32 protein-coding genes and 1 other RNA gene are annotated in these 20526 nt (G+C 68.1%); 15 read left to right on the top strand and 18 right to left on the bottom strand.

What is annotated here, in order from left to right; translation table 11 throughout:
* The first annotated feature begins 292 nt into the window (after window positions 1-292).
* Window positions 293-829: an HPP family protein gene (locus G495_RS0103690; RefSeq protein WP_028586697.1), complete on the top strand. Its 537-nt coding sequence runs from the start codon at window positions 293-295 to the stop codon at window positions 827-829.
* A gap of 245 nt (window positions 830-1074) precedes the next feature.
* On the opposite strand, the gene G495_RS0103685 is transcribed toward G495_RS0103690, so the two are convergent.
* From G495_RS0103685 to G495_RS0103620, 16 genes are all read right to left on the bottom strand, one after another.
* The gene (locus G495_RS0103685) at window positions 1075-1410 is read right to left on the bottom strand and encodes a Mor transcription activator family protein (RefSeq protein ID WP_028586696.1); all 336 of its coding nucleotides are present in this window, start codon (window positions 1408-1410) and stop codon (window positions 1075-1077) included.
* Entirely contained in the window at window positions 1407-1874 is a 468-nt protein-coding gene (locus G495_RS0103680) for a gp16 family protein (protein WP_051445029.1), read from the bottom strand. The genes G495_RS0103685 and G495_RS0103680 overlap by 4 nt, the downstream gene beginning before the upstream one ends.
* Before the next feature lie 316 nt (window positions 1875-2190).
* Entirely contained in the window at window positions 2191-2460 is a 270-nt protein-coding gene (locus G495_RS0103675; RefSeq protein WP_156939564.1) for a hypothetical protein, read from the bottom strand.
* 12 nt (window positions 2461-2472) lie between these two features.
* A complete protein-coding gene (locus G495_RS22975) occupies window positions 2473-3450 on the bottom strand; it encodes a DNA cytosine methyltransferase (protein ID WP_425387599.1) in 978 nt (325 codons plus the stop codon).
* 16 nt (window positions 3451-3466) lie between these two features.
* An RNA gene (locus G495_RS20875) (hammerhead ribozyme type II) lies at window positions 3467-3533 on the bottom strand.
* Window positions 3532-3783, bottom strand: a complete 252-nt coding sequence (locus G495_RS0103670) for a hypothetical protein (RefSeq protein ID WP_028586693.1) — start codon at window positions 3781-3783, stop codon at window positions 3532-3534. Before G495_RS0103670 ends, G495_RS20875 begins: the two co-directional genes overlap by 2 nt.
* 12 nt (window positions 3784-3795) lie before the next feature.
* Window positions 3796-4482, bottom strand: coding sequence for a DUF2786 domain-containing protein (locus tag G495_RS17435; protein WP_051445028.1), 687 nt, complete (start codon window positions 4480-4482; stop codon window positions 3796-3798).
* The gene (locus G495_RS0103660) at window positions 4475-4750 is read right to left on the bottom strand and encodes an HU family DNA-binding protein (protein WP_028586692.1); all 276 of its coding nucleotides are present in this window, start codon (window positions 4748-4750) and stop codon (window positions 4475-4477) included. Before G495_RS0103660 ends, G495_RS17435 begins: the two co-directional genes overlap by 8 nt.
* A gap of 17 nt (window positions 4751-4767) precedes the next feature.
* Window positions 4768-5280 (bottom strand): host-nuclease inhibitor Gam family protein, encoded by a 513-nt coding sequence (locus G495_RS0103655; RefSeq protein ID WP_051445027.1) that lies wholly within the window; start codon window positions 5278-5280, stop codon window positions 4768-4770.
* A gap of 20 nt (window positions 5281-5300) precedes the next feature.
* On the bottom strand, window positions 5301-6455 hold the full coding sequence (locus tag G495_RS0103650; protein ID WP_028586690.1) for an AAA family ATPase: 1155 nt from the start codon (window positions 6453-6455) through the stop codon (window positions 5301-5303).
* The gene (locus G495_RS0103645) at window positions 6448-8196 is read right to left on the bottom strand and encodes a DDE-type integrase/transposase/recombinase (protein WP_028586689.1); all 1749 of its coding nucleotides are present in this window, start codon (window positions 8194-8196) and stop codon (window positions 6448-6450) included. The genes G495_RS0103650 and G495_RS0103645 overlap by 8 nt, the downstream gene beginning before the upstream one ends.
* Window positions 8193-9308, bottom strand: a complete 1116-nt coding sequence (locus G495_RS0103640; RefSeq protein WP_028586688.1) for a hypothetical protein — start codon at window positions 9306-9308, stop codon at window positions 8193-8195. Before G495_RS0103640 ends, G495_RS0103645 begins: the two co-directional genes overlap by 4 nt.
* Window positions 9309-9317: 9 nt before the next feature.
* Entirely contained in the window at window positions 9318-9632 is a 315-nt protein-coding gene (locus tag G495_RS0103635; protein ID WP_028586687.1) for a helix-turn-helix domain-containing protein, read from the bottom strand.
* Complete coding sequence (locus G495_RS0103630) at window positions 9632-9832, bottom strand: hypothetical protein (RefSeq protein WP_028586686.1); 201 nt, start codon at window positions 9830-9832, stop codon at window positions 9632-9634. Before G495_RS0103630 ends, G495_RS0103635 begins: the two co-directional genes overlap by 1 nt.
* Window positions 9829-10002 (bottom strand): hypothetical protein, encoded by a 174-nt coding sequence (locus tag G495_RS21580; RefSeq protein WP_156939563.1) that lies wholly within the window; start codon window positions 10000-10002, stop codon window positions 9829-9831. The genes G495_RS0103630 and G495_RS21580 overlap by 4 nt, the downstream gene beginning before the upstream one ends.
* Complete coding sequence (locus tag G495_RS0103620) at window positions 9992-10330, bottom strand: hypothetical protein (RefSeq protein WP_028586685.1); 339 nt, start codon at window positions 10328-10330, stop codon at window positions 9992-9994. The genes G495_RS21580 and G495_RS0103620 overlap by 11 nt, the downstream gene beginning before the upstream one ends.
* A gap of 88 nt (window positions 10331-10418) precedes the next feature.
* Between G495_RS0103620 and G495_RS0103615 the strand changes: the two genes are divergently transcribed.
* Window positions 10419-10790 (top strand): hypothetical protein, encoded by a 372-nt coding sequence (locus tag G495_RS0103615; RefSeq protein WP_028586684.1) that lies wholly within the window; start codon window positions 10419-10421, stop codon window positions 10788-10790.
* Between the two features lie 159 nt (window positions 10791-10949).
* Here the strand turns inward: G495_RS0103615 and G495_RS0103610 are convergent, their stop codons facing one another.
* Both G495_RS0103610 and G495_RS0103605 read right to left on the bottom strand, forming a co-directional pair.
* A complete protein-coding gene (locus tag G495_RS0103610; RefSeq protein ID WP_156939562.1) occupies window positions 10950-11396 on the bottom strand; it encodes a hypothetical protein in 447 nt (148 codons plus the stop codon).
* 43 nt (window positions 11397-11439) lie between these two features.
* The gene (locus tag G495_RS0103605; protein WP_035250874.1) at window positions 11440-11670 is read right to left on the bottom strand and encodes a DNA-binding protein; all 231 of its coding nucleotides are present in this window, start codon (window positions 11668-11670) and stop codon (window positions 11440-11442) included.
* A gap of 112 nt (window positions 11671-11782) precedes the next feature.
* Between G495_RS0103605 and G495_RS22970 the strand changes: the two genes are divergently transcribed.
* The 13 genes from G495_RS22970 (at window position 11783) to G495_RS17415 (ending at window position 20365) form a co-directional block, all read left to right on the top strand.
* Window positions 11783-12148 (top strand): helix-turn-helix domain-containing protein, encoded by a 366-nt coding sequence (locus G495_RS22970; protein ID WP_084457823.1) that lies wholly within the window; start codon window positions 11783-11785, stop codon window positions 12146-12148.
* Between the two features lie 117 nt (window positions 12149-12265).
* On the top strand, window positions 12266-12826 hold the full coding sequence (locus G495_RS0103595) for a hypothetical protein (protein ID WP_028586681.1): 561 nt from the start codon (window positions 12266-12268) through the stop codon (window positions 12824-12826).
* A 211-nt stretch (window positions 12827-13037) separates the two neighbouring features.
* The gene (locus tag G495_RS0103590; RefSeq protein WP_028586680.1) at window positions 13038-13358 is read left to right on the top strand and encodes a putative holin; all 321 of its coding nucleotides are present in this window, start codon (window positions 13038-13040) and stop codon (window positions 13356-13358) included.
* 50 nt (window positions 13359-13408) lie between these two features.
* Window positions 13409-14017: a transglycosylase SLT domain-containing protein gene (locus G495_RS0103585; RefSeq protein ID WP_028586679.1), complete on the top strand. Its 609-nt coding sequence runs from the start codon at window positions 13409-13411 to the stop codon at window positions 14015-14017.
* Window positions 14014-14532, top strand: a complete 519-nt coding sequence (locus G495_RS0103580) for a hypothetical protein (RefSeq protein WP_156939561.1) — start codon at window positions 14014-14016, stop codon at window positions 14530-14532. Before G495_RS0103585 ends, G495_RS0103580 begins: the two co-directional genes overlap by 4 nt.
* Window position 14533: 1 nt before the next feature.
* A complete protein-coding gene (locus G495_RS22740) occupies window positions 14534-14656 on the top strand; it encodes a hypothetical protein (protein WP_281171683.1) in 123 nt (40 codons plus the stop codon).
* A gap of 98 nt (window positions 14657-14754) precedes the next feature.
* A complete protein-coding gene (locus G495_RS20140) occupies window positions 14755-15021 on the top strand; it encodes a hypothetical protein (RefSeq protein ID WP_156939560.1) in 267 nt (88 codons plus the stop codon).
* Entirely contained in the window at window positions 15018-15311 is a 294-nt protein-coding gene (locus G495_RS0103565) for a VpaChn25_0724 family phage protein (RefSeq protein WP_028586677.1), read from the top strand. Before G495_RS20140 ends, G495_RS0103565 begins: the two co-directional genes overlap by 4 nt.
* A 2-nt stretch (window positions 15312-15313) precedes the next feature.
* Window positions 15314-15874: a DUF3486 family protein gene (locus G495_RS0103560; RefSeq protein WP_028586676.1), complete on the top strand. Its 561-nt coding sequence runs from the start codon at window positions 15314-15316 to the stop codon at window positions 15872-15874.
* Window positions 15871-17232, top strand: a complete 1362-nt coding sequence (locus G495_RS17420) for a terminase large subunit domain-containing protein (protein ID WP_084457819.1) — start codon at window positions 15871-15873, stop codon at window positions 17230-17232. The genes G495_RS0103560 and G495_RS17420 overlap by 4 nt, the downstream gene beginning before the upstream one ends.
* A complete protein-coding gene (locus tag G495_RS0103550) occupies window positions 17232-18767 on the top strand; it encodes a DUF935 domain-containing protein (RefSeq protein ID WP_028586675.1) in 1536 nt (511 codons plus the stop codon). The genes G495_RS17420 and G495_RS0103550 overlap by 1 nt, the downstream gene beginning before the upstream one ends.
* A complete protein-coding gene (locus tag G495_RS0103545; protein ID WP_028586674.1) occupies window positions 18754-18987 on the top strand; it encodes a hypothetical protein in 234 nt (77 codons plus the stop codon). Before G495_RS0103550 ends, G495_RS0103545 begins: the two co-directional genes overlap by 14 nt.
* The gene (locus G495_RS17415) at window positions 18980-20365 is read left to right on the top strand and encodes a phage head morphogenesis protein (protein ID WP_245588361.1); all 1386 of its coding nucleotides are present in this window, start codon (window positions 18980-18982) and stop codon (window positions 20363-20365) included. The genes G495_RS0103545 and G495_RS17415 overlap by 8 nt, the downstream gene beginning before the upstream one ends.
* The last annotated feature ends 161 nt before the right edge of the window (window positions 20366-20526 follow it).

Raw genomic sequence — 20526 nt, 5'->3', positions numbered from 1 at the left:
GGCGGGCGGCCTGCGCAGGAAACAGGCCAGGCAGCGCGGCACCGCTGCCGCGAACCGCCCCGCCATATTGCCAGGGCGCACCTGGGCCGTGCGGATGGCTGCTGCCCGCACGGCCCAGGCGTGGCTCCCGGGCGCAGCGCCAGGCGCCGGGCCGCCCCTTTGGCCAGCCCGCGCCCGTGCCATTTCCCGCCCGCCCCGGCCATTCCCGGGCCACGCCCCCATTTGACCCTGGTCAAGGTCCGCCGCCCCCGGGCCGCGTAGCGTGGCGGCGACACCAATGAGGAGGCTCCCCGTGAACTACTTCCGCAAGATGTGCGGCTGCGGCACCAACGGCTTTTGCGTCAACTTCCGCGAGACGTTCTGGTCGTTCCTGGGCTCCCTGGCGGGCATCACCGCCGTGGGCGCGCTGAACGCCGTGCTGCTGGACCAGACCGGGGCCATGCTGCTCATCGGCTCCTTCGGGGCCTCGGCGGTGCTGCTCTACGGCGCGCCCACGGCGCCCCTGTCCCAGCCGCGCAACCTGCTGGGCGGGCACGTGCTCTCCGCGCTGGTGGGCGTGGCCTGCGCGGCGCACCTGGGCCATGTGCCCTGGCTGGCCGCAGGGCTGGCCGTGTCCACGGCCATCGCCCTCATGCACCTCACCGGCACCCTGCACCCCCCCGGCGGCGCCACGGCCCTCATCGCCGTCATCGGCGGCGAGCCCGTCCGCGCGCTGGGCTACCTCTACGCCCTGGTTCCCGCCCTGGCCGGGGCCCTGGTGCTGCTGGCCGTGGCCCTGCTGGTCAACAACATCCCCAAGACCCGCCAGTACCCGGTCTACTGGTACTAGCGCACCGGACCGCCCACGACCCGGCCTGGCCGAGCCCGGCCTGACCACGCGCGCAAGGGCTGGTGCTGGCTGGGCGGGCGTCTCAGCCTCGGCGCTCCCGGTGCCTGGCGCCCGTGCGCTGCCTGAACAGCCTCAGGATAATTGGAGGGGAACGGCGAGATAAACGGGATGTGCCGGGATGATCCGGGAACAGGTGGGACGGGGGAAAGTGTAATTGAGTTGCAGCATGTGAAATCCCAGAAGGGCTAGAACAGGGTGTGCTGGGCTGGGCGGCGGGCCTCGCGCTCGGCTCGCAGGATACGATAGATCGCCTGGATGCTCAAGCTATGCCGCGCGGCCAGATCGGCGACGTTGCCGCCGTTGAAGTCTTTGTAGATTTGAGCGTTGCGCTCACTATTGCGGGCCAGCATATCCATAGGGAAATAGACCTGCTGGCCGCCCCACTCGTCGGCCATGCGTGTGGCGACGGCGTCACCGAGGCGCTGGGCGCGGATTGCGTCCAGCCCATGCGCCTCGGCCAACTCTCTGGTCTTGGCCGCCAAGTCGGTCAGCAGTTCCGCCCCGGGTTGGCGATCGCTCATAGCAGCTCACCTCCAGCTCGGATCACCCACGCCTTGAGCGCCTCGATGACGCTACTGGCCGCAGCTGTACTGAGCCACTCCAGGCGAGAAATATGCGTCTGACGTTGGACGAATCGCGCCAGGGCCAGCTCTCCCGGATCGCGCACCTGGCCGAGGTCATGCAGCTGCAACCACAGGGCGCGGATCATCCGGGATTGAGGATCGTCTGCCAACATCTCCACTTTTGGACCGCCCCTGCCTGCCTGTGCCTGGAAGCCCTTACGGCGCAGGTGATCCACCACGCGCTCCAGCTGGGGGCCCGTCAACCCCTTTGCGCTGGGCTGCCCGGTCAACTGATCCAGCATGGCCCTGTAGGTGGGATCATCCAGAGACAACTCACGCTTGGCCACATGGATCAACTTGATCAGAGATTTGAGGTAGCCCTCGGAATATGTGCGGTGAGAGCGTCGGGGCGTTGCGCTCATCTCGTCCTCCCGGCCAGCCACGCAGCCTTGCGCAATCCGTCCCATGCATCCCAGTCAGCAGGCAGGGGACGACCATCAGCGGCCAAGCGTGGAGGCGTGGTCATTGGACCAGAAACCTGCGGCGGCTCGTAGCCCGGCCAGACCTCGGACAGGTGACGAGCGATCTCCCGCGCTACCGCCTCGGCGGCATCCGGGCGCAGGCGATCCGGAGGGCACAGCGCCACCACTCGGGCCGGGAACATCCCGTCGCGCAGGTCCGTCACGGCCCACTGCCCCTGATGCGCGTGGCGGGCCGCATATCGGGGAGTGCGGTCCATCACAGCTCCTCGGGGCTGCGCTCGTCCAGCTCCAGGGCCACGGTGGAAACCGTGGCGAATTGAGTCCGCAGAGGCCGCACTCGGCCCAGCTCCACGTCGCCCACGTCCAGCCGGACGCGCCCCAGGCGCTGGTCCAGCAGGTAGGCGTGGCCCGTGGTCACGCCGGGCGTCTCGCCGCCCTCAGCACCACGCACCAGGACCGCCGTCCCGGGCTGGTAGTGCCGGTTCCAGAGTTCCACGCGGATTCGTTCCTGATAGGGGGTGCTCACGGGGGGCCTCACTTATAAATGCAGTCGTTGCCACAAATCCACGAACGCCAGCGCCGCAGCCACCGGGACCACTCCGTTGCCGAGCAGGTACAGGCGCTCAGACCTGCTGGCCAACCCATGAGTTGCTCCACCCAATCCGGGTTCAATTGTTCGCGGCGCCTCCCAGGGGTGCTGCGGAGAGGCGGCATTGGCCGGCCATGGCCAAGCACGGTTTGGGCAGGCAGACCCAATACTGCTGTGGCCAGGCCGTCGCCGCTCTTGGGACTGAGCCCTTTGCGGTTGTTGTTGCCGCACGCTGTTGGGGTGGGCCACAGCCTCTCGACCTGCGCAACCACGGCAGGCAGGCTGGTGCTCTGCTGGGATACTCCCCTCAACCGATATTTCGTGTCCGACGCCAGGGGGGTAGGCCACGCCAGTACCGCATAGTCCAGGTCTGGTTGGTTGCGGCGAACTGCACAGGGAGATGGTGTCCTGCGGGAGGCCTTGGGCGTCGGCCAAGGCCTTGACAGCCAAGATGAATACTCGGGCGCGAACATGCGGCGCGCCACATTCTGCCGCGCTGTAAAGTCCCGCCTCAATTCGGTAACCCAAAGCGAGGAGATCAGCGTGGACGGCAGCCAGTCCGCGCCTAACGTGCCCTGAAACATTCTCGAAGAAACAGATTGGCGGTTGAACTTCTGTAACAATCCTCCTGACCTCAGGCCACAAATGGCGCTGGTCATCTTTTCCACGACGCCGACCTGCGTCACTGAACGGCTGGCACGGGTAGCCCGCAGAGACGATATCCACAACTCCACGCCACGGGCGGCCTGCGAACGAGTGTAGGTCAGACCAGACAGCCGGGAGAGGTAATCCCGCCGCTTCCACCCCCGCCAAGAAAGCGGACGCAGCGTGTCCCGACCGTTCGACAGCACAGACAGTGCGGTATTCTCCTGGGAACAGCAGGTGGAACCCAAGTTCGAGGCCGCCTGCCCCGGCACATAAAGCCATGCCATTCATGCTATCCTCCCGGCTGCTCATCAGGCCGAGGGCGCCACCCCTCGGCGACCGCCCCGCAGGGGGCGGTTTCGCTTAATTGAGCTGCGCCCTTACCATTTCCCGAAACGTCGTCAGTGCCTGGAGGGCCTCGTCGCCAGAGGACGCGGTGGGTAACCCGGGAACGATGAGGGTTTCACCGTCGTAGCCATGGACGGCCAGCACCTCGACGGCGTCGCGCAGGCGCTTACTGAAGTCCCTGGCAATAGGCAGCGCCCCTTTGGGGAGCTGATTGCCGAAATCAATCTTGCCGTTTCTCCAGCAGTAGACGACCACCTTGTTTGCCATGCTTCATCTCCTTTATTGGATTGCCCGGGAGGGTGCGGGCCCGGTCACGGGCGTGGACAGCGGCACCGTGGCCCCGTCCCGCACGCCGTCCCACCGGGCGGGCGACTGCGGCGCGGATATCTGACGGATACGCAAGCCCGGCGGCATAGCCTCCTGGATCGCCGTGTCCTTGAGCGGGACCAGTGCCGCCTCGGTCGCGGGTGTGATCAGGCTCTGCGCCTGGAGGCGCTGCCCTACCGTCTGCGCCAATCCATAGAGGTATGCGGCCCGCGCCCGGTTTTTGGACCGGCTGCCCCGGAACCGCCGCCGGGAATCGGGGCGGCCCATATACCGCGACCCGAGGCGCAGCAGCGTCCGGTACAGGTAGCCGAACGTCCACGCGCACACCTCGGGATCGGCGCCGCAGCCGACAAAGGACGTGCGCCCGTTACAGTCATGGAAGTACTGGCAGCCGAAGGCCTCAGCGGTGTGGAAGGCCAGCCGATGCGCCCACTTCTCCAGGCATTTGCGGGTGCGGTGTTCGGCTGTCCACGCGGACGTGCCCGTCTCGTCAGCAGGCACGTCCGCCAGGGAGAGGTTGTGCTCCGCCAGCAGCGCCTGGGCTTTTGCCGCAGCGGCTGCCGCCTCGTGCTCATTGTCACTCCCCGCCAGGGCCAACAACTTGCGGACCTTGTCCAGGAGCCTGGCTTGGCTATCCATTCACCGCCCCCTTGAGGCCCTTGGCGGGGGCGAACCGCACGGTGCGGGAGGCCGGGATAGAGATGGGCTCGCCGGTCTTGGGGTTGCGGCCCTGCCGGGCGGGGCGGGTCGCAACCGAGAACTTGCCAAAGCCGGTGAGCATGACCTCGCCGCCACGTTGCAGCTCCTGCGTTATGACCGCGAACGTGGAAGTCAGGATTTCCTCATTGGTCATGCCCCGGTAGGAATTCCCCTTCGTTACCGCAGCGATCAGTTCCGTCTTGTTCATGTTGTGCTCCTGTGGTGTTACGCCTCACCCTTGAGGGCTTCGGCGGAGATTTCGATGAAGAACTGATCCGTCACCTTGCGCTCCATGCCCACGGCATCGAGCTTGCCATCGGTCCAGTCGCGCATGGCTTCCTTGTTCACGGTCTCGCTGGTCTTCACGGCGTCGAGCCAGCCCAGGTCTTTGAGCTTCTCCAGCACGTGGCCCATCTTGACCTTGGCCCGGGCCACAATGCTGGTGGACTGGCGCCAGCCGATGACGCCGTGGGGCAGCTCCAGGCTTTTGCGCCGGGCGAACAGCTCGGCCCGGTTGACCTCGGCGAAACCGTTCAGCGCCGTGCCCAGGGCCTTCTGGCGCTCCTTGTGCGGCGCGGCCTCGGCGTCCGCGTTGGCCTTGATGACGTCCATGTTCTCGTTCATGTCCGCCTCGATGGCCCGCAAGCGCCGTTCGAGTTGCGCCATTTCGGCCAGGGCGGCCTTGGCCTGTTCCATGGTGGTGATGATTTCGCCTTGCGGCTTGAGTCTCTTGGTCACGGTTTCCTCCTGTGTTTGCGTTAGACGCTCTTGATCACATCTGCGGTCACCAGCGGGGAGCCGAGGTCGGCGGCCATATTCATGCTGGCGGTGAGCATGTTCCCGACGGCGAGCGGGTAGACCAGGGACACGCTGTCCCGACTGCCGCGCAGGCTGTTGGGGCCGGTGAGCTTGGCGCGCAGGGCCTCGACGGCGTCCTCGGTGATGACCTTGGCCAGATCCACTCCGACCCGGGAAAACTTGAATTTCAGGTAGTCAATCAGGGAGCCATTCATGGGCCGCAGCTCGACCATTTCGCACCGCTGGACCACCTCGCGGACCTCGTGCGAGCCCTCGCTGAGTTTCTGCTTCAGCTCGGGCTGGCCCAGCAGGATCACGCCCAGCAGGCGCTTGAAGCCGTCCTCCAGCTCCAGGAACCGTTTCAGGTGCTTGAGCGTCGGGATGCTCAGACCGTGGGCCTCTTCGATTATTAACAGGTGGCTGTTCCCCGCCTGGCTGGATTCGCGCAGGGCGGTGTGCAGCTGGCGGAACCGCGCCTCGGGGCTGGAGGCGACCTTGCGCAGCGGCGCGACGGTGGCCATTATGGCCTCGGTTATGTGCAGCGCCTTCAGCGTCTTGCCGATCTTGTCGTTGTCCTCCATGCCCAGGACGTAGGGCTCAATGACCAGCACGGGCTGCCCCTCGCGCGAAATGCGGTCGACCAGGTCGCGCCGCAGGGTGGATTTGCCCGACCCGCTCTCGCCGACCACGGCGAGGAACCCCCCGTGGCGGGCGACGTGATACATGGACTCGCGCACATAGCGAATGTCCTTGGACAGGAACACGTCCTCGTGGGTGCGCACGTCGTCGGAGAACGGGTCGACGGGCAGGCTGAAATGGCGCCGGGTCTCGGGGAACAGGCCTTGTCTACGAAGCAGCATGGTTTCCTCCTGTGCAGCCGGGCGGGCTGCGGTTGTGCCGACCTTGTCGAATGCGGCATCCAGGGCGTCGGCGGGAGCCCCGTGCTGCCGCAAAAAGTCCATCACCTGCTGGCGGATTTCGCCTCGGCTGCGTCGCTTGGGCCAGCGACCGTGCCGGACGAGCTGGGTCAGAGCAGCCGGGGATATCCCCGCCGCGTCCGCGACCTCGCGCTGGGAAATGCCCAGCGCCTCGATGACGGCCTTGAGCCTAAGCATTGTGCCCTCCCACAGCGCGCAGGACCGCTCCGGCCCGAGGCTCGGGGGCGGCCAGGCGCGCGGCAATTGCGTCTATCTCGTCGGCGGGGACGCCGCCGGGGTAGCGTTGCACCAGCCAGGCGTATCGTTCCGCAGTCCAGGCGGCGCCCAGGGCCGCCTTGAGGGCGCGGGCGGCCTCGATGTGCGACAGCGGAGCGACCTCGCGCCGGGCGGCGTCCAGGCCCAGATCGCGCCCGCGCCGGGGGATGTAGGTGGGGGCGGCCTTGAGGTCGGCCATAACGTCGAGGCCTTCGGGGGCTCGCAGGTTTTTGCGGTCCGCACCGCCGGTCAGCGCCTCGATCTCCTTCGTGCGCATGTCGGCCTGGGTGTCCGGCAGAGCCTGGAATTCCTGGCCAATGATCGGGGCCGCCGCCCAGAACCCCGCATCGGTCTTGGCGACAGGCTCGACGGTCCAGACCGATTCGCCCGCCACCGGGTCGGGCACGATCACGTCCACCGCCGGGGCCCGGTAGGGGTTGACCACAACCTGGACCTTGGACTGGGGCACCAGCCCGGGGACGTAGCGGAGATCGTAGTCGGCGCGCCCGTAGCCCCGGACGGCGTGGCTGATGGTCATGTCCGCGCGCACGGTGGCCTCCTTGGGCTTGGTGGTCACCAACTCCCTGCACAGGTCCAGAGGCGGGGCCAGGCGCAGTTGCGCCTCGGTGATGGTCAGCCAGAGGTCGTTGCGGGTGCGCCCGGTGCGGGAGTGGCGCTCGTAGGCGTTGAAGTGCTTGCGCCAGCGGTCGGCCTCGGCCTGGAGCTGCTCCAGGGACTCCACGCGCAGGTAGGCCAGCCGCCCCTCGAAGCGCCGCTCGACGATGTTGTTGGCGACCTCCACGGCCCCCTTGGCCCGGGGGTTGCCGGGCAAGTGGGTCAGGTGGCGGACACCCAGGCGGTCCAGGAGATTGAGGAACAGGTGCGAGGTGTTGGCGGAGCCGCAGTCCATGAGCAGCTGCGCCGGAACCCCGTGCAACGGGTCATCCGCACTCCGCTTGCTGATGGCCTCCAGGAACACGTCCACCAGACCCTGGGCCGTCTCACCCGGGGAGAGGACGTATTTGACGAAGATGGAGCCGGAGTAGTGGTCCACGATCACATAGCGCCACACGCGCTCGTTGGCGATGCGGGCCATGTTGCCGGGCTTGTTCTTGTAGAAGGCGGCTTCGTCCATCACGGCCAACCCGCCGGTGCGCAGGTAGAACAGTACGCAGAGCGATGGGTCCACCTGCCAGGTGTGGTTGGGGTGCAGGCTGCGCATGTGGACGCACGGCTTGCCTTGGGCCAACTGACCGGGGTGGCACCCGAAGCGGCGCATGGCCCGCGCCAGCGTCGTCGGGGACTTGGGCAGGACAACCTCGCCTGTCGCGGGGTTCACCACGCCGTGGCCGTTTTCGCGCATGATCTCCAACGAGTCGGAGATCGTCAGCGTGCGCTTGCCATTGGCGCGCACGGCCTGGCGCACCAGGGCCGCCGCGTGGACGGCGACGTCTTCGGGGATGGAGAGGCGACCACGGTCGGCCCGGGCTTTGCGCCCGCTGGCCCAGCCCACGTCGCGCAGGCGCCGATAGAGCTGCTGGCGGGAGCAGCGCAGCAGCTCGGTGGCCTCGGCCACCACAGCCCCGCGCTGCCCGTGCGGCGCGTCGGCCAGCCGTTCGGCTACGTCGCGCAGGTAGTCCAGCTCGGCCAGTTGCGGGTTCATGCCGTCGCCCCTTCGTCGGCCACGCCCAGGCCCCGGGCTGCCTCGGCACGCGTCCACTCAGGGCGCACGATGCCCTCGAAGTCCACAGCCACGCCGTAGTTGGCAAAGTGGTTGCCCACGCCCTCGGCCCAATAGCGGGCCAGGTTGTGCGCGTAGTCGCTCGTGTGGGGGGAGCAGCCGTCGGCCTCCAACAGATCGGCCAGCTCGCCCAGGAACTCGTTCACCGCAGCACTGGCCTTGACCTCGGCCAGGGACAGACGCTCGACCGCCGCCGCCTCGCGCTCCAGGGCCAGGCGCGCACGCTGGGCCGGGGGCAGGCTCTTGAGCCGCTCCAGTTCCAGCTGGGTCTTGTCCAACTGCTGGGCCTTGGTCTGGAGCAGCCTGTCGCGTGCGTCCAGATCGGCAGCCAGATCCTCGGCCTCCTTGCGCGCGGCGGCCTGCTGGGCGGCGTGGCGCTCGGCCATGTCCTGGAGCAGGGACAAGGCATCGTCCTTGGTGGCGTCCTCAGCCAGGGCGCGCTTGACGGCCTCCTGGTCCTCGGCGGGCAAGGCCTTGAGGGCCCGGTAGTCGCGGTTGCGGAACCCGACGCGCTCGGCGGCCTCGTACAGGTCCGGGCCCAGGGTGTGCATGTGCTGCGAAAGTTCTTGGAGCCGCTGGTAGGACTTGCCGAGTTTGACCTCGCAGAACTCTTTCAAATCTGCGACGTGTCGCACATTTCCGGCCTCGTCGCGGATGGGTATCTTTTGGTAAGCCTTCTCTTTCTTCATTTTTTCAAAAATCTGCACGAGCATGGAATCTGCGACGGTCGCATAAAACAACGTCGCATCCAGCCGCCCGAGGTCGCGCAGCACGCCTTCCACGTCCATGACAGCCTGGGAGACCGCGGCGGCGGTGTTCTGGTCCTGGGCCAACTGCGCGGCGCGCGCGGCGCTGATCTCGGGCACGGAATCCGGCCCTTTGCCGGGGCTCATGTCTTTGCCCCAGGCTTTGCGCGCCTCGGGGCACAGGCCCGTGGGGCACATGCATTTCGTTTCCCAGGCGGGGATCTGCGCGCCAGGGGTCGGGTCGTCCAGCGGGGCGCGGTACTCGCAGGTTGCGCAGGGGTAGGTCATGCTCTCTCCTTATCGCGCGCCAGCCGCGACGCGCTGTCTCAGTTCGTGGATGCGGGCAAGGGCGGACTCGGTTTCCCGGGCAAAATGCTCCGCCGTCTGGAGCAGCCAGACGCTATGGGCCCAGCGGCCATCGTCCAGGCGCAGGGCGAGGCCTTCGGCCTCCAGGGCCTCCAGGGCCCGGCAGACGTTGACGGGGCTGTCGCCGACCGCATCGGCCAGCTCCTTGTTGGACAGGCCCGTCAGGGCGTGGCCCCGCAGGGCCTTGAACACACGCAGGGCGCGGCGGGCCGAGCCGGGGCCAGTGCTCTTGGGGGTGCTATCCATCACGCGCTCTCCCGCAGCACCTGGGCGAAGCCTTCGGCATCGCAGCGCAGATCGAAGAACGCCGGGCCGCCGTCGCGGCAGACGTTCATCCACTTGGCTCCGGCAAAGCGCACCTGCACGCCCCACCAGGTGCGGTGGGTCATCGTGTCTATCCACTGGGCGGCGCGGACCTTCATGGGGCGGGATTGGGGCTGGGTCATTGCCCTGCCTCCAGGCCCTGCTCCTGCCGGGCGCGCTGGGGGACGTATTTGACGACGGTGGCGCCGGAGTAGTGGTCCACGATCACATGGCGCCACACGCGCTCGTTGGCGATGCGGACCAGAGTCAGGTCAGCATCCCACAGGCGCTGGGCCAAAGATCTAACCGGCATGGGCCACCTCCTGCCTCGTGCTGGAGGCCCAATGTGGGCAGCGGACGCCGGTGCAGGTGGGGGCCAGCCGGGGGTCGATCTGGCAGCGCGTCAGGGCGAGGTGGCGCGGGCCGTAGGGGCGCAGCCGCGCACAGGTGGGGCAGGAGCGGTTGGCGGGGTCGTGGACGCTAGCCCAGGCGCCGCAGCCGGGGCGGTCGGGCTCGACCCTGCTGTCGCCCTGTCGCGCGTCGTCGTACAGGGCGATACACAGGCCCTGGCCCGGGGAGCGCAGGGCGGAGCCCAGGTCGGGCAGGTAGTGGATGCAGGTGCTACACGATTTCTCTTGCATGGCTTCCTCCTTGATATTGTGGGTGCCGGCTCCCCCTGGTAACGGCTGGACGAAACGCAAACAGACAGCCTCAACAGGAGGAGCCGGGATGGTGACGAACGACGATCTCGCAGAGGTTCTTTGGGGGTTCCTGATGGCCTTGCCCAAGCTGCCCCTGGAGGAGAAAAGCCTTTTGGACCGGGAGTACGAGACACCGTTCTTCGAGGTGCTGGCAAAATCCGAATGCCTCACGGCCATGGACGTGTCTCTTTGGGCGAAGCCCATGCGGGCTTTGCTGGACCATCTGATATTCCAGTACATCTCTGTGCTCACGTCCGGTTACGAGTGGGATTTGCCGCCTGATCTATTGGCGGGATGTTCGGACGGGGTATGGCGGCGACCGCTGCTTTCACATCTCGCAAAACGTCGCTGGCCCGTGCCGAGCGAGGTGCCTTGGAAAGGACTCGTTCCACGGCACTGAACACGGCCTTGCGGTACTCCTGGGGAAGACTGTTGAACTCTTCCAGAGGAGTGGTTTTTCTTGATGTCTCCTCAACGCGCGGAACGAGGACGGTCCTGCCCCCGTAGCGGCGGCTGACATACTGAAACCACAGCCGGTAAACGAATTCCCGAAGATGCTTCATCCGATCTTCTCCCAGATTTCACGTTTGCGCCGCGCCCGGGCCTTGTCCTCGGCGGTCAGCTGCCCCAGCTCGTAGAGGGGCTTTTGGTCCTGGGTGAGGACCAGGATTTCGGCGGGGGCCAGGGCGGCGCGGGCCAGGGCCTCGGAGCCGGTGATGACGCACAGGGCCGCCAGTTGATCCAGGGGGATGCTCCGGTCGTGCTTGCCCGGGGCGGCCCAGTTGTTGACGGCATGGACGGACACGGGCTCCCCGGTGAGGCGGGTCAGCTCGTCGGCAACGGTTTCGCGGGACAGGCCGCAGGACCGCAGGGCCTGGCCCAGGGCCTCCTTGACGGCCTCGCTGGTGCGCAGGCTGCCCGCTGCGCGCTGGCGCGAGGGCAGGCTGGACAGGGGCAGGGTCAGTTGGACCAACCCTGTGTCTAATTTGTGCGGGCGCTTAGACATTGCGTGTCTGCCAGATTGCCGCTACAGATTTGGGCATGGCGGGCTAGATGGCCTCGGCAATGCGATCGTCGCTGACGACATCGCCGCGCTTCAGCCCCAGGTCCACCGCGATGGCGTGGCTCATGCCACGCTGGGGCGACCGATCCCCGTTGAGGATCATACGGGCCAGAGCCTCGGAGTATCCCCGCTGACGGGCCCAGGCGGCGATGGAGAGGCCCTTGCGGCGGAACTCGGCCTTTACCTCTTCAGGAGTGCGAATTGTGCTGTGATTCATAGTCGGTGAGCTCGTTTTTCCGTGTTTGTGGCAACCAGTTCAAACGTGTGCGAACAAGATATGCACCCAAACGGGTGCAACGTCAAGAACCTATTTGGGTTAATCTTGAGCTATGCCCGAAAATCCCCTAGGCGACAGACTTGCCCTCGTTCGAGGAAAAATGACGCAACAACAATTTGCCCAACGATTAGGGGTGAGTAGGAATACTCTGGTTCGATATGAAAAGGGCGACCGGATTCCGGACGCGACCTTCTTGGCGCAGGTCATTTCTGAGTTTGGGATAGATGCCAATTGGCTACTCTTGGGCGTCGGCGAGCCCCCCGCACCAAAGCTGACCCCGCGCGAGGCGGCGCTGCTGGACAATTATCGAAACAGCCCCGCCGAGGAACAACGGAGCCTCGAAACGATGTGCGCTCTGCTCGCGAAACGAGGGGGGGACGAGGAGACGGAGGCTGGGCGGAATAAGAAGGCGGGGTAAAAATCTCTGACGCGTCGGATATTTTATTGTTACCTTTTGGCTTAATGTGCTGTAATTATTGCTGACAACTCGGCAAGAAATCTCTGACGGTCAGATATTTTGAGCCAGGGAGGGAGTATGAGGAACCTTATTGTCGCAGTCCTGCTGGCAGCCCTGGCCCTGGGGTTGCCTGGGTGTGGGGCAGACGCCCCGCCGCCGCCCCGGAAGATTGCTCTGCCGACGGAGACGCCAGAGGCCACGGGGGCACTCTTGCCCAAGGGGCTGGGCCTCCTCCCTGAAGATGTGGAGCCGCTTTACAATGAAGCGGCAGCCAGGCTCGGCTCGACGGCCCTGACACCGCCAGCCGAGATCAGCGAGAGGGACTGGGGGACGCTGGTCAAACTCAAGTTTTCGCCAACCGTGTCGCTGATGGCAACGGCGCACGGGGGCGCGGTGGATGGCATCCTTTTGACGTTTGCCGGTGGAGGCGAGGCAGAGGCGGCCCGTTTCATCCTCTGCTCCGTAACGCTGTTGGAGACCGTGTTGCCTGGGCTGACAGAGGAAGAGCGGGATTCCGTCCTGAGCCAAATAGGTTTTTTTGATGCGTCAGCTCAGGAAGGAAGCGTTGTTTTCAGAGGAATAAAGGTAGGCCATTCCAAGGTCGGAGGCGCAGTCACCTTCAGCCTCTCGGAATCATAGCATCCCCCGCGCCATAGCCCCCACCGCCAGGCCGCCCCTCGGGGCGGCCTGGCCGCTTGTATCATTCTCGCCGCCCCCCTATCTTTTAACCCGCGTTAGAAGACGCGGCGCGGCTGCCGCCCTATGGTCGACCTGCATGGTTTCCCCGGCGGGTTCGGCGGTCGCGCCCCCTGCGACCGCCGGGCCCCCGGACATACCTGGAGGTTCGACGATGCGTGCTCCCCGGCTGTACCCCGCCTATCTGCTCGCCGCGCCGCTGCTGGTCGCGGTCTGGCTGCTGGCCCCGCAGCAGCTCGGCGTGATCCTGTACAAATGCGCCCTGGTCGTGCTGGCCGGGATTGCGGGCTATCTGCTGGACCGCTGGGCGTTCCCGTACGGGCGCCCGCATCTGGCGGCCCCCGACGCCACACCCGACGCCCCAGGCGCCGAGGGCCGGGGCCTGGACTGCTGGGCCTGGCTGTACATCGCGGCCACCCTGCGCCGGGCGCTGATCATCGCCGCCGCCATGCTGGCGGTGGGGCTGGGGCTGTGATGCCTCGTAACCGTCAGCCGCTTCCGCTGGGAGCGCGCATTTTCTGGGCCGTGGTCTTGGCGTGGGGCACCCTCACGCTGTTGGCCCTGGTCACGCTGGCTCAGGCCGCCGAGATCCCGCGCGAGGCCCTGGCCCACCGCAGCACCCTGGTGCGCGCGGCGCGGGCGGAGTGGGGCCTCGGGGCCCCGGTGGCCGTGATGGCCGCGCAAGTCCACCAGGAGAGCCGCTGGCGGGCCGACGCTGTATCGCCCGTCGGGGCCCAGGGGCTGGCGCAGTTCATGCCCGCGACGGCGCGCTGGCTGCCCGAAGTCGCACCGCAGACCGGCACCCCGGAGCCCTGGAACCCCGGCTGGGCCCTGCGGGCTCTGGCGGCCTACGACCTGTGGCTGTGGCGGCGCGTGGAGGCGGCGGACGACTGCAACCGCTGGGCGCTGACGCTGTCGGCCTACAACGGCGGGCTGGGCTGGGTGCGCCGCGATGCGGCCCTGGCCCGGGCCCACGGGCTGGACCCCTTGCGCTGGTGGGGCCAGGTGGAGGCCGTCAACGCCGGGCGCGGCCCGGCGGCCTGGAGGGAGAACCGGACCTACCCGCGCCGCATCATGCTGCACCTGACGCCGCTGTACGCGGCGGCGGGCTGGGGCCAGGGGGTATGCCCGTGACCTGGCTGCGCGCCGCGTGGGCGCTGGTGGGCTGGCGCGGGGCCCTGGGGGCCGCCGGGTTGCTGGCCGCCGTGGGGCTGGGCCTGGCGCTGTGGCTCACCCAGGCCCGGCTGGACTCGGCCCGGGCCCGGCTGGCCGCCGAGCAGGCCGAGTGCTCACGGGCCGTAGCGGCCCTGGAACTGCGCCTGGCCGCCGCCCAGGCCGAGGCCGCCGCCCTGGACGCGTCGGCCCGGGCCCTGGCCGGGCAGGTGCGCGCCACGGAAGCGGCCCAGGCCCGGGAGCGCCAGCGCCGCACGGCGGCCCGCGCGGCCCTGGTGGGCGCACAACCCGTGCCCGCATCGCGGGCGGAGGAGGAATATGCGGTGGTGGACCTGGCCAGCAGCGCGCGTGTTGCTGCTGTGCTCAATGATGTTTTTGGCGGGCTGCGCGACGACGCAGCCGACCCTGGCGCCGCCCCCGGCGCCCCCGGCCTGCCCGAGCCCGCAGCGGCCCGCCCTGGCGCCGCTCGACCCTGACATGCACCTGGGCAGCGAACAGAACCTGGAGACGCTGATGCACAACGTGATCGACATGGCGGGCTATGTGGAACGCCTGGAGGCGGCCCTGCGCTGCTGGCAGGCCCGGGAGGGGGCACAGTGAGCCTGGATTATGTGGCGTGGCGATTCTGGTGGGATTTGATCCAGACGGGGGCAACGCTCGCCGTCGGGGCCTACGTGTGGTTCGTGAACCGGGACCGCGTGACCCACTCACGGATCACGGTGCTGGAGCAGACGGTGGATAAGCGGCTGGACGGTGCCGAGGCCCGGCTGGCGAAGGTCGAGGCCGACTGCGGGCACCTGCCCAAGCACGGCGACCTGGCCCGGGTCTACGACCGCATCAACGGGGTGGCGGGGAAAGTGGGCGACGTGGGCTCCGCCGTGTCTGAACTGGGCGGGGAAATGCGCGCCATGCGCCGGAGCATCGACCTGATCAACCAGCACCTGATCAACCGGAGGGAGGGATGAGCTACGCCACGCTGCTGCAGGAAAACCGCAGGCTGGAGATACTGCGCGCCCTGGCCCAGGACCCGGACTACGAGCTGAACGCGCCGCTGTTGCAGGACGTGCTGCGCCTGACCGGCCTGGGGGCCAGCGCGGACCAGGTGCGCACGGATGTGGCCTGGCTGGCCGAACAGGGGCTGGTCACCGTGCGCAGCCTGGAAACCGTGCCGTTGGTGCGCCTGACCGGGCGCGGGTGCGACGTTGCCGCCGGGCTGGCCCTCGTGCCCGGCGTGGCTCGCCCGAGGCCGGAGTAGCCATGCCCCGGCCAAGCACCATCAAGGCCCTGCCTCCGGACATCCTGGAGCGGTTGCAGGAGCTGCTGCGCGACCCGCGCGTGTCCCAGTTGGAAGTGACGGCGCGGATCAATGACCTGCTGGCCGCCGAAGGGTACGACCTGCGCGTCTCCAAAAGCGCGGTCAATCGCTACGCCGTGCAGATGGAAGAGGTCGGCGCCAAGCTCCGGCAGTCCCGCGAGATCGCGGCGATGTGGATCGGCAAGCTGGGGGCTGCGCCCCAGGGCCAGGTCGGGCACCTGCTGAACGAGATCGTGCGCAATATGGCGTTCGACACGGCGATGCAGCTGTCGGAAGGCGAAGAGCCGGTCCATCCGAAGTTGATCAAGGAGCTGGCGCTGGCCGTCGCCCGGCTGGAATTCGCCGCGTCGTCCAGCGTCAAGCGCGAGTCTGAAATCCGGCGGCAGGAGCGGGAGCGCCTGGCCGAGTCTGTGGACGCCGTGGGCGAAGAGGCCCAGCGCGAGAAGCTGACCCCTGAGCAGGTGCTGGATCGCGTCAAGGCCATCTACCGGGGCGAAGCATGAGCGGCATCCTGACCCCGTATCAGGTGCGCTGGGTGAACGACAAAAGCCGGTTCAAGATCGGCATGTTCGCCCGCCAGACGGGCAAGACCTTCGGGACCACATACGAGATTGCCGAGGACGTGCTGGAGCACGACGTGGCGCGGAAGAAGACGCGCTGGGTCATCCTGTCGCGCGGCGAGCGCCAGGCGCGCGAGGCCATGAACGAGGGGCTCAAGCTGCACCTGCGGGCCATGGGCGCGGCCTGCGAGCTGCTGGAGGTCGACTCGGGCTACCGCTACGAGGACGGCAGCAGCATCCGGGCCCTGGAGACGGAACTGCACTACGGCTCCCGCGTGACGGCCCTGCCCGCGAACCCTGACACGGCGCGGGGTTTCTCGGCCAACGTCTTCCTGGACGAGTTCGCCTTCCACCAGGACTCGCGGGCCATCTGGTCGGCGCTGTTCCCGGTCATTTCCGCGCCCGGCCTGAAGCTGCGCGTGGTGTCCACGCCCAACGGCAAGGGCAACAAGTTCTACGACCTCATGACCTCCCAGGCTCTGAACGGCGTGTGGTCGCGGCATGTGGTGGACATCTACCAGGCCGTGCGCGACGGGCTGCCCCGCGACATCGAGGAGCTGCGGCGCGGCATCGCGGACCCCGACGCCTGGGCCCAGGAATACGAGTTGCAGTGGCTGGACGAGGCATCTGCCTGGCTGCCCTACGAGACCATCAACGCCTGCGAACACGACCTGGCCGGGCGGCCCGAGCTGTACGGGGGCGGTCCCTGCTTCGTGGGCGTGGACGTCGCGGCCCGCAACGACCTGTACGTCATCTGGGTCGACGAGCTGGTGGGGGACATCCTGTGGACGCGCGAGATCATCGCGCGCAAGCGGATCACTTTCGCCGAGCAGGACGCGCTCCTGGCCGACGTGTTCCGGCGTTACCTGGTGCTGCGCTGCTGCATGGACCAGACCGGCATGGGCGAGAAGCCGGTGGAGGACGCCAAGCGCCGCCACGGCGAGAACCGCGTGGAGGGGGTGCTGTTCACCGGGCCCAACAAGCTGCACCTGGCCACGGTCGGCAAGCAGGCGTTCGACGACCGCAAAAACCGCATCCCCCTGGGCGACGAAGAACTGCGCGCGGATCTGCACAAGCTCCAGAAGGTCACCGGGCCCACGGGGACGCCGCGCTTTGTCGCCGACTCGGACAGCGCCGGACACGCCGACCGCACCTGGGCCAAGTTCCTGGCGACCTACGCTGCCTCCGGCCCTGCCGAGGCTTTCGGGTACCAAGCCGTTTCCCTTCGCAATGCTCTCGACACAGACCGCATAACCCGGGCCGTGCGCTGCACGGCGGGGTTCCGGCGAGGAGCGATTTGATGCTGTACGATCATCTGGGGCGCCCGGTGGACACCGGCGCGCTGCGCCGCGAGCACGCGGCCCCGTCGCTGGTTGGGGTGCGCAGCGTCTGGCACGAGGCCAGCGTGGCCCAGGGGCTGACGCCCGAACGGCTGGCGCGCATCCTGCGCGACGCCGCCGAGGGGGAGCTGCGCGAGTACCTCGTGCTGGCCGAGGAGATGGAGGAGCGCGAGCCGCATTATTCCAGCGTGCTGGGCACGCGCAAGCGGGCGGTGGCAGGGCTGCCCGTGACGGTGGAAGCGGCCAGCGACGAGGCTCGCGACGTGGAGATCGCCGACGCGGTGCGCGAGGAGCTGGTGGGGCCGCCGCAGTTCGGCGATCTGGTGGATGACCTGCTGGACGCCCTGGGCAAGGGCTTCTCGGCCTGCGAGATCATGTGGGAGACACGGCCCGGGCGCTGGGTGCCGCGCGAGTATCGCTGGACCGACCAGCGGTTTTTCCTCTTCGACCGGGACAGGGGCCGGGAGTTGCGGCTGCTGGACCAGGCCGACATGTACCAGGGGCTGCCCCTGCCCGCGTTCAAGTTCGTGACGCATCTGCCGCGCCTGAAAAGCGGGCTGCCCGCGCGCGGCGGCCTGGCACGGCTGGCCGCAGCCGCCTACATGTGCAAGGCGTTCACCCTCTCGGACTGGATGCGCTTCGCCGAGGTGTTCGGGATGCCGATCCGCGTCGGGCGCTACGGACCGCAAGCCTCGGAGCAGGACAAGCTGACGCTGATCCGGGCGGTGGCCAACATCGGCACGGACGCGGCGTGCATCATCCCCGACGGGATGCGCCTGGAATTCGTCGAGGGCGGCAAATCCACCGGCGGGCAGGATCTGTTCGCGCGGCTGGCCGACTGGCTGGACCGCCAGATATCCAAGGCCGTGCTGGGCCAGACCATGACCACGGACGACGGGGCGAGCTTGAGCCAGGCCCAGGTGCATGACGAGGTGCGCCAGGACATCCGCGACGCCGACGCCCGGCAACTGGGCAACACCATCAACCGCGACCTGGTGCGACCGTTCGTGGACCTGAACTACGGGCCGCCCAAGGGGGGCTACCCCCGGGTGAGCTTTTTCCTGCCCGAGGCGCAGGATCTGAAGCTCCTGGCCGAGGCGCTGGGCATACTGGTGCCCCTGAATTTGAAGGTCGAGCAGTCCGTGATTCGCGACCGCTTCAACCTGCCTGACCCGGAGCCCGGGGCGGAACTGCTGGGGATACAGTCGCTGCCCCAGGAGCCGCCCGCCCTGAACCGCGCCCTGAACCGCCAGGGAGCGCCCCAGGAGCCGGACCCGGTGGAGGCCCTGGCTGACGTGGCTCTGGAGGACTGGGAGCGCGTGCTGGCGCCCATGGTGGACCCCGTGCTGGCGCTGGCCGAACGGGCGGAAAGCCTGGAGGCATTCCTGGCCGGGCTGACTGAACTGGCGGCAGGAGGGCTGAATTCCACGGCCTTGGTGCGCAGCCTGGCCGAGGCGACGTTCCGGGCCCGGGGGGTTGGCGATGCGGCGTCCTGACGCGTGCTGCGAGCCGGGGGAATACACCTGCCAGGTGCCCATGGCCATCAGCGGACGGCGTTGCGACATCGATCTGTGCATCGCCGACCTGGTCGCGGCTCTGACCGCCGCAAACATCCGCACAGTGATGAGCTGCTGCGGACACGGGCGCATGGACGGGATCATCATCCTGGCCGACGGACGGGAGCTGGTGATTCGCGGGGTGCGGGACCGTGCCTAGCCATACGCCCAAGCCCGGCTTCAACTTCCCGGGGCCGCCGCCCAGGGAGGCCATGGAGTGGTTCCAGGCCAAGGGGCTCAAGCCCGGATTCGACCACACGGACGTGTGGCGCGAGGAGCACGCCACGTCGTTCACCGTGGCCAAGGCCATGGAGCTGGACGTGCTGACCGCGATCCGCGCCGAGGCGGCCCGGGCCCAGGCCGAGGGGCGCACCATGCGGGAGTTCGCCAAGACGCTCACCCCGCGCCTGCAGGAGCTGGGCTGGTGGGGCCGCAAGGAGGCGGTGGACCCGGTCACCGGCGAGGTGCGCGAGGTGCAGCTGGGCAGCCCACGGCGCCTGGCGACCATCTACCGCACCAACATGCGCACGGCGCGCGCCGCCGGGCAGTGGGCGCGCATCCAGCGCACAAAAGCGTCGCATCCGTTTCTGCTCTACGAGCTGGGGCCCAGCCGTGCCCACCGCCCCGAGCATGTGGGCTGGCACGGGACGCTGCTGCCCGTGGACGACCCGTGGTGGGGCACGCACTACCCGCCCAATGGCTGGGGCTGCAAATGCCGGGTGCGCCAGGTGTCGCGCGCCGAGGCAGAGCGCCTGGGGCGCACGGGGGTGCAGGCGCCGGAGCCCGAGCCGCTTGTTGACGCCGGGACGGGACTGCCCACGGGGCACCGGGCTCCGGCCCGCGTGCGCGTGCAGCGCCAGGCGCCGCCCGTGCGCACCCGACCCTGGAAAAACATCCGCACCGGCGAGACGCACCAGGTGCCCGAGGGCATCGACCCTGGGTGGGATTACAACCCGGGGGCCGCTGGGCGCGGGAAGCACGCCGTGCGGTTGCTGGGCGATAAGATCGCCGCTGCGCCCGGGGAACTGGGAGGCGCCGCGTGGACGGCGTTGCCCGGGGAAGTACGGGATACCCTGGCTGCGGAGTACAGGGACTGGGCCGGGCGGATCCAGGCCGGGGAGCGTGTTGGGCTGGGCGGTCGCCGGACGGTGGGCGCACTGTCCTCCGCAGTCCGCGAGGGCCTGGCCACGCTGGGCGTTGTGCCGGAGTCGGCAGCCCTGACAATTGAGCAGCGCGAGGTTACGCACCTGTTTGCCGAGGCCCGCAAAGGCGCGAAGGCTGTGCCGGAGGGCGTGGTGCTGGATCTGGTACGGCTGCTGGACGCGCCCCTGGCCGTGATATGGGATGGGGCCGGGCGCCGCCCGGCGCTGCTGTATGTGGTGGAGGTGCCCGGGCGCGCCGAACTGGGGCGCATCGCCGTGCGCGTGGACTACGCGGTACGGGGAGGGGTGACCAACGCCGTTCGCAGCGCGGGCATGGTCGCCCCGGCGAACCTGAGGGCACCAGGAATGGTGCTGCTGGAAGGGGAGATCAAGTAGCCCCCGGCGGGACGCCACCCAGGTCATGCCTGGCACCCCCGCATGGAAGGTCGCAACCAACCACTGGCCCGGCGTTTTTCCAGTCTTCAGGGGCTACCGTCTCGAAACAAACATAACGCCGCCCGGGGGGCGTGTAAACCCCGGGGTGCGGAAAAACGCCC

This window comes from Desulfocurvus vexinensis DSM 17965, from assembly GCF_000519125.1.
In the GTDB taxonomy this organism is placed as follows: domain Bacteria; phylum Desulfobacterota; class Desulfovibrionia; order Desulfovibrionales; family Desulfovibrionaceae; genus Desulfocurvus; species Desulfocurvus vexinensis.
Note: the sequence above shows the minus strand (reverse complement) of the source record. Positions and strands in the feature narration are given on the sequence as shown.